This is a genomic window from Streptomyces chiangmaiensis, assembly GCF_036281785.1.
In the GTDB taxonomy this organism is placed as follows: Bacteria; Actinomycetota; Actinomycetes; order Streptomycetales; family Streptomycetaceae; genus Streptomyces; species Streptomyces chiangmaiensis.
Genome location: NZ_JAYWVC010000097.1, coordinates 23,901 through 30,119, shown reverse-complemented (window position 1 = coordinate 30,119; position 6,219 = coordinate 23,901). Strand labels below are relative to the sequence as shown.

Annotated in this window: 4 protein-coding genes; all 4 read left to right on the top strand. The window is 70.8% G+C overall.

The genetic code is table 11. The features are described 5' to 3' along the window. The first annotated feature begins 254 nt into the window (after positions 1-254). The 4 genes from VXC91_RS24975 to VXC91_RS24960 all read left to right on the top strand — a co-directional run bounded on the left by VXC91_RS24975 (position 255) and on the right by VXC91_RS24960 (position 6,185). On the top strand, positions 255-1,364 hold the full coding sequence (locus VXC91_RS24975) for a nitronate monooxygenase (protein ID WP_329509573.1): 1,110 nt from the start codon (positions 255-257) through the stop codon (positions 1,362-1,364). Continuing rightward, positions 1,361-2,911: an acyl-CoA synthetase gene (locus VXC91_RS24970; RefSeq protein ID WP_329509572.1), complete on the top strand. Its 1,551-nt coding sequence runs from the start codon at positions 1,361-1,363 to the stop codon at positions 2,909-2,911. Before VXC91_RS24975 ends, VXC91_RS24970 begins: the two co-directional genes overlap by 4 nt. Before the next feature lie 101 nt (positions 2,912-3,012). Then, positions 3,013-4,515, top strand: a complete 1,503-nt coding sequence (locus VXC91_RS24965) for an acyl-CoA synthetase (RefSeq protein ID WP_329509571.1) — start codon at positions 3,013-3,015, stop codon at positions 4,513-4,515. A 149-nt stretch (positions 4,516-4,664) separates the two neighbouring features. Further along, positions 4,665-6,185 (top strand): metallophosphoesterase family protein, encoded by a 1,521-nt coding sequence (locus tag VXC91_RS24960; RefSeq protein WP_329509570.1) that lies wholly within the window; start codon positions 4,665-4,667, stop codon positions 6,183-6,185. The last annotated feature ends 34 nt before the right edge of the window (positions 6,186-6,219 follow it).

Here is a 6,219-nt window from a genome sequence, read left to right as displayed (position 1 = left end):
CAAGTGGAGGGCGCGGGCGGTCATCCTGCTCAACGTCAGGCGACTGGCGAAGCGCCCGCACTGAGGCCCGTATGTGCGCAAGGGTGCTTTGTGTGATCGGCACGCCCTTACGCTTCCCTCGGCATAGGTTTGCAGACGGCCGCTGCAAGTCCGCGGTGATATGGCCTACCTCCTTCCGCCAACCGCGCCAGGAAATCTGACGGCGCATCAGGAATGGTCTTCCCTCCTCCGGACCGGTGCGGCATCCTGCGCCCATGCAGACGGAGCTCAGCGAGCAACTGGGGGTCGAGCACGCGCTCTTCGGCTTCACGCCGTTTCCCGCCGTCGCCGCGGCCATCAGCAGGGCCGGCGGCTTCGGCGTGCTCGGCGCGGTCCGTTACACCGCCCCCGACGACCTCAAGCGCGACCTGGACTGGGTCGAGGCGCATGTCGACGGCAGGCCCTACGGGCTGGATGTCGTCATGCCCGCGAAGAAGGTGGAAGGTGTCACCGAGGCCGAAGTCGAGGCGATGATCCCGGCAGGGCACCGTCAGTTCGTCAAGGACACCCTCGCCAGGTACGGGGTGCCCGAACTCGCCGACGGCGAGGCGTCCGGATGGCGGATCACCGGCTGGATGGAGCAGGTCGCCCGCTCCCAGCTCGACGTCGCCTTCGACTACCCGATCAAACTGCTCGCCAACGCGCTCGGCTCCCCGCCCGCCGACGTCGTCGGGCGCGCGCACGAACGCGGCCTCCTCGTCGCCGCGCTCGCCGGCAGCGCCCGGCACGCGCGCAAGCACCGCGAGGCGGGCATCGACATCGTCGTAGCCCAGGGTTATGAGGCCGGCGGCCACACAGGGGAGATCGGCTCCATGGTGCTCACCCCCGAAGTCGTCGACGCCGTCGCGCCGCTGCCCGTGCTGGCGGCCGGCGGCATCGGCAGCGGGCAGCAGGTCGCCGCCGCCCTCGCGCTCGGCGCTCAGGGGGTCTGGCTCGGCTCGATCTGGCTGACGACCACGGAGGCGGAGCTTCCGTCGCGCGCACTTGTGCGCAAACTGCTGAGCGCCGGATCGGGCGACACCGTCCGTTCCCGAGCGTTGACCGGCAAACCGGCGCGTCAGCTGCGCACCGAATGGACCGACGCCTGGGACGGCCCCGGCGGGCCCGGCACCCTCCCCATGCCCCTGCAGGGCCTGCTCGTCGCCGACGCGATCACACGCATCCAGCGGTACGAGGTGGAGCCGCTGCTCGGCACTCCCGTGGGGCAGATCGTCGGCCGGATGAACGAGGAACGCAGCGTCCAGGCCGTCGTCGACGACCTCACCCGCGGCTTCGAACGCGCCGTCGACCGCATCAACCGGATCGCAGGAAGGAGCCGGCAGTGAGCCAGGCCGTCAACGGTTTCTGGGCCCAGGCCGCGGAAGAACCCGAGCGTACGGTCCTCGTCGCGCCCGACGGGGAGGAGTGGACCGCTCGACGGCTGCTCTCCGCGGCGAACAGACTGGTCCACGGACTGCGAGCCGCGGGGCTCGAACGCGGGGACTCCTTCGCGGTCGTCCTGCCCAACGGGGCCGAGTTCTTCACCGCCTACCTCGCCGCCACCCAGGCCGGCCTCTACCTCGTCCCCGTCAACCACCACCTCGTCGGCCCCGAGATCGCCTGGATCGTCGCCGACTCCGGCGCCAAGGTGCTCATCGCGCACGAGCGGTTCGCACAGGCGGCGCGCGGCGCCGCCGACGAGGCAGGGCTGCCGGCCGCGAGGCGGTACGCCGTCGGAGCCGTCGAGGGGTTCCGGCCCTACGCCGAACTCCTCGACGGACAGCCGGAGTCGGCTCCCGGCGGGCGCACGCTCGGCTGGGTCATGAACTACACCTCGGGTACGACCGGGCGCCCGCGCGGCATCCGGCGCCCGTTGCCCGGCACCCCGCCGGAGGAGTCGCATCTCGGTGGGTTCCTCGGCATCTTCGGCATCAAACCGTACGACGACCACGTCCACCTCGTCTGCTCACCGCTGTATCACACGGCCGTGCTCCAGTTCGCGGGTGCGTCCCTGCACATAGGGCACCGGCTGGTTCTCATGGACAAGTGGACACCCGAGGACATGGTCCGCCTGATCGACACCCATCGGTGCTCGCACACGCACATGGTCCCCACCCAGTTCCACCGTCTGCTCGCGCTTCCGAGGCAGGTGCGGGCGCGCTACGACGTCTCTTCCATGCGACACGCCATCCACGGCGCCGCCCCCTGCCCCGACCATGTCAAGCGGGCGATGATCGAGTGGTGGGGCGACTGCGTCGAGGAGTACTACGCCGCCAGCGAGGGCGGCGGCGCCTTCGCTACCGCCGAGGACTGGCTGAAGAAGCCCGGAACCGTCGGCAAGGCGTGGCCCATCAGCGAACTGGCGATCTTCGACGACGACGGCAACCGGCTGCCGCCCGGCGAACTGGGCACCGTCTACATCAAGATGAGCACCGGCGGGTTCTCGTACCACAAGGACGAGGCCAAGACACGCAAGAACCGCATCGGCGACTTCTTCACCGTGGGCGACCTCGGCTACCTCGACGAGGACGGCTACCTCTTCCTGCGCGACCGCAAGATCGACCTGATCATCTCCGGCGGGGTCAACATCTACCCCGCGGAGATCGAGGCCGCTCTGCTCGCCCACCCCGCCGTCGCCGACGCGGCCGCCTTCGGGATCCCGCACGACGACTGGGGCGAAGAGGTGAAGGCGGTCGTCGAACCCGCGCCCGGCCACGAGCCCTCACCCGCGCTCGCCGAGGCCATCCTCGACCACTGCGCCCGGCGGCTCGCCGGCTACAAACGGCCCAGGAGCGTCGACTTCATCGGGGCGCTGCCCCGCGACCCGAACGGCAAGCTGTACAAGCGCAGGCTGCGCGACCCGTACTGGGAAGGCCGCACCCGCCCGGTGTGACGCAAAGGCCGGTTTCCTCGCGCCGACGACGTACGGAGCTTGACCTCCCCGGTGGCACGGAACGAGGATCGCGCCAGGCGGAGGCGACGAAGGGGCGGTTCATGACGGCGGGACGAAGCGTCACGGTCGACGGCACGCTGCGGCGCAGTGCCCGGCGCACCCCGGAGCGCGTCGCGGTCCATTACGGCGACCGGTCGTGGACGTACGCCGAACTCGACGACGCCGTCTCCCGCGCAGCCCGCGTCCTGCGCGAGGCCGGACTCGCGCGCGGGGACCGGGTCGGCGCCCTGGGCCACAACTCCGATGCGTATCTGATCGCTTTCCTGGCCTGTGCCCGCGCCGGGCTCGTCCACGTGCCCATCAACCAGAATCTGATCGGCGACGATCTGTCGTACATCGTCGAGCAGTCGGGCTGCGCGCTCGTCCTCGCGGATCCGTCTCTCGCCGGAAACCTCTCCGAGGGCGTAAGGGCGCTGGCACTGCGTGACGCGGACGACTCGCTGCTCGTACGGCTCGCCGGCACCGAGCCGTACGACGGAGCGGAGCCGCGGGGCGATGACCTGGTGCAGCTCCTCTACACCTCGGGTACCACCGCGCTTCCCAAGGGCGCGATGATGACGCACCGGGCGCTGGTGCACGAGTATCTGAGCGCGATCACCGCCCTCGACCTGAGCGCGGGCGACCGGCCCGTGCACTCGCTGCCGCTGTACCACTCGGCGCAGATGCACGTCTTCCTGCTGCCCTACCTGGCCGTGGGCGCGCAGAACGTGATCCTCGAGGCGCCCGACGGCGACCGGCTCTTCGATCTGATCGAGGAAGGCCGGGCGGACAGCCTGTTCGCGCCGCCCACCGTGTGGATCGGCCTCGCCGGCCGCTCCGACTTCGCCACGCGGGACCTCAGCGGGCTGCGCAAGGCGTACTACGGCGCCTCGATCATGCCGGTGCCCGTCCTGGAGCGCCTCAAGGAGCGGCTGCCCCAACTGGCCTTCTACAACTGCTTCGGACAGAGCGAGATCGGTCCGTTGTCCATGGTCCTCGGACCCTACGAGCACAAGGGGCGCATGGACTCGTGCGGGCGCCCGGTGCTGTTCGTGGAGGCGAAGCTCGTCGACCGGGCCGGCAAGGACCTGCCGGACGGAGAGCAGGGCGAAATCGTCTATCGTTCCCCGCAGTTGTGCGAGGGCTACTGGGACAAACCCGAGGAGACCACCGAGGCCTTCCGCGAGGGCTGGTTCCGCTCCGGAGACCTCGCCGTGCGCGACGCCGACGGGTATTTCACCGTCGTCGACCGGGTCAAGGATGTCATCAACTCCGGTGGTGTCCTGGTCGCCTCACGGCAGGTCGAGGACGCGCTGTACACCCATCCGCAGGTCGCCGAGGCAGCGGTCGTCGGTCTGCCGGACGAACGGTGGATCGAGGCCGTCACGGCCGTGGTCGTCCCGCGTGGCCGGGTCACCGAGCAGGAACTGATCGCCCACACCCGGGAGCAGCTCGCCCCCTTCAAGGCGCCGAAACGGGTGCTGTTCGTGGACGCGCTGCCGCGCAACGCGAGCGGGAAGATCCTCAAGCGCGAGTTGCGGGACCGGTTCGGCGGCACAGTCTGAAGCGTGCCGGGACCGGGCGCGGCCCACCAGGTCCCGGGCCCGCGGCCCGCCACGATGCGGTGGCCGCCACGCCGAGTTGTCGCGTTCCCGACCCGGCACCGCCGTCGCCCCCACCGACGCCGTTCACCGCGCCCGGGCACGCACGGGACATGCGCTGCTGCTTCTCCGCTCCCCTTGCCGCCGTGTCGGTCCTGCCCGCCCCGTGTGAGGTACTGCGCTCCGGCGCCCTGCTCGCCCCGGATCTGCTGCGGGCCGCCTCCGTCGCCGTTCTGGGCCGGCAGGCACGCAGGGGCCGCCCTCCACACCGTGACGCCGTCGCGGCCGTCCATCTGGAACTGGTGACCCTGACCGAGGATCGCGCCGTCATCACCTGGTACACCGGGGTGCCCGGCACCGACGACGGACTGGGCCGGATGATCCCGGCGGTCACGGAGAGCGAGGTCGTGTACGGCACCAGTCCCGGGCGCCTCAACCGCATCGCGGGGGAGGACCGGCCCACCGCGCACCACCAGGTGGAGCTCACGGACCTGGAACCGGGCCAGACGTACTACTACCAGGCGCGCTCCCGGGGCGTTGCCGCCACTCCCACACCGTTGCACCTGGTGCGCGGCAATGCCGTGGGCACCGGTTCCCACGGTCTCGGCACCCGCGGAGGCCCGTACTGCTTCACCACACCACAACCTCCGCCCGGGCGTCATCTGCTGACCATCGCGCTCTGCAACGATCTGCACCTGGGCGAGACGACCGCCGGACTCGTGGCGCGCCTGCCCCTGATACGCGGGGTGTCGCAGGAGTCGGGGCTCGCGCCCTATCCCGAGATCATGAGCCGGGCGATGGTCGAGGAGGCCCGCCGTCGCGGTGCGGACCTGCTGCTGGCCGCCGGGGACATCTCGGCCGGGGGAGCGCCGCGGGACCTGACGGAGGCCAGGCGGATACTCGACGGATTTGGTGTGCACGGCCGTGACTACTTCGTCGTGCGGGGCAACCACGACCGGGCCGGGCCCGGCACCTGCCGCGACGACTGCCGCTACTGCTCGGGCATGTGCGCGGACACCTTCCGCGAGGGGTTTACCGGTGCCGACGGGCCCGCGTACTTCGCGCGTGACGTGGGCGGGCTGAGGATCGTGGGTCTGGACACCTACGAGAAGCGCGGGAACGGAGCGGACGCGGGCGGGCTCGGTGCCGAGCAGCTGTCCTGGTTCCGACGCCAGTTGAAGGAGCACAAGGAGCAGCCCACCGTGGTCTTCGGCCACCATCCGCTCACCGTACGGGACTCCGTCTTCCCCGTGACCGCCGGCCAGCGCCTGCGCCGCGACCAGGCCCGCACGATCCTCGAGGCCTATGCGGCCGCGCCCGGCGTCTTCCTCCATCACGCGGGTCACACCCATCGCAACAAGCGCACCGTCCTGGCGCAGGCTCCGCACGTGACCCTGCAGGAGGTCGGCGCCGTCAAGGAGTATCCGGGTGGCTTCTGTCTGCTGCGGATCCACTCCGGCGGCTACGCCCTCAACTTCTACCGGGCCGGCGGAGCCGCGGCTCGGGCGTGGACGGAGCGCAGCCGCTGGGTGGCGGCGGGCCTGTGGCCGCACCACGCGCTGGGCCGGTCCGTCGCCGACCGCAACGCCGTGACCGCTCGTGATCTGTCGGGCATTCGGCGCCTTGCTCCGTGAACCTGCCGTCCGCGTCACTTCTCACGGGTCACAG

Bases quoted from the DNA above. Each gene is read 5' to 3' on its own strand.
- VXC91_RS24975 (WP_329509573.1), top strand. From the start codon at position 255: ATGCAGACGGAGCTCAGCGAGCAACTGGGGGTCGAGCACGCGCTCTTC.
- VXC91_RS24965 (WP_329509571.1), top strand. From the start codon at position 3,013: ATGACGGCGGGACGAAGCGTCACGGTCGACGGCACGCTGCGGCGCAGT.
- VXC91_RS24960 (WP_329509570.1), top strand. From the start codon at position 4,665: ATGCGCTGCTGCTTCTCCGCTCCCCTTGCCGCCGTGTCGGTCCTGCCC.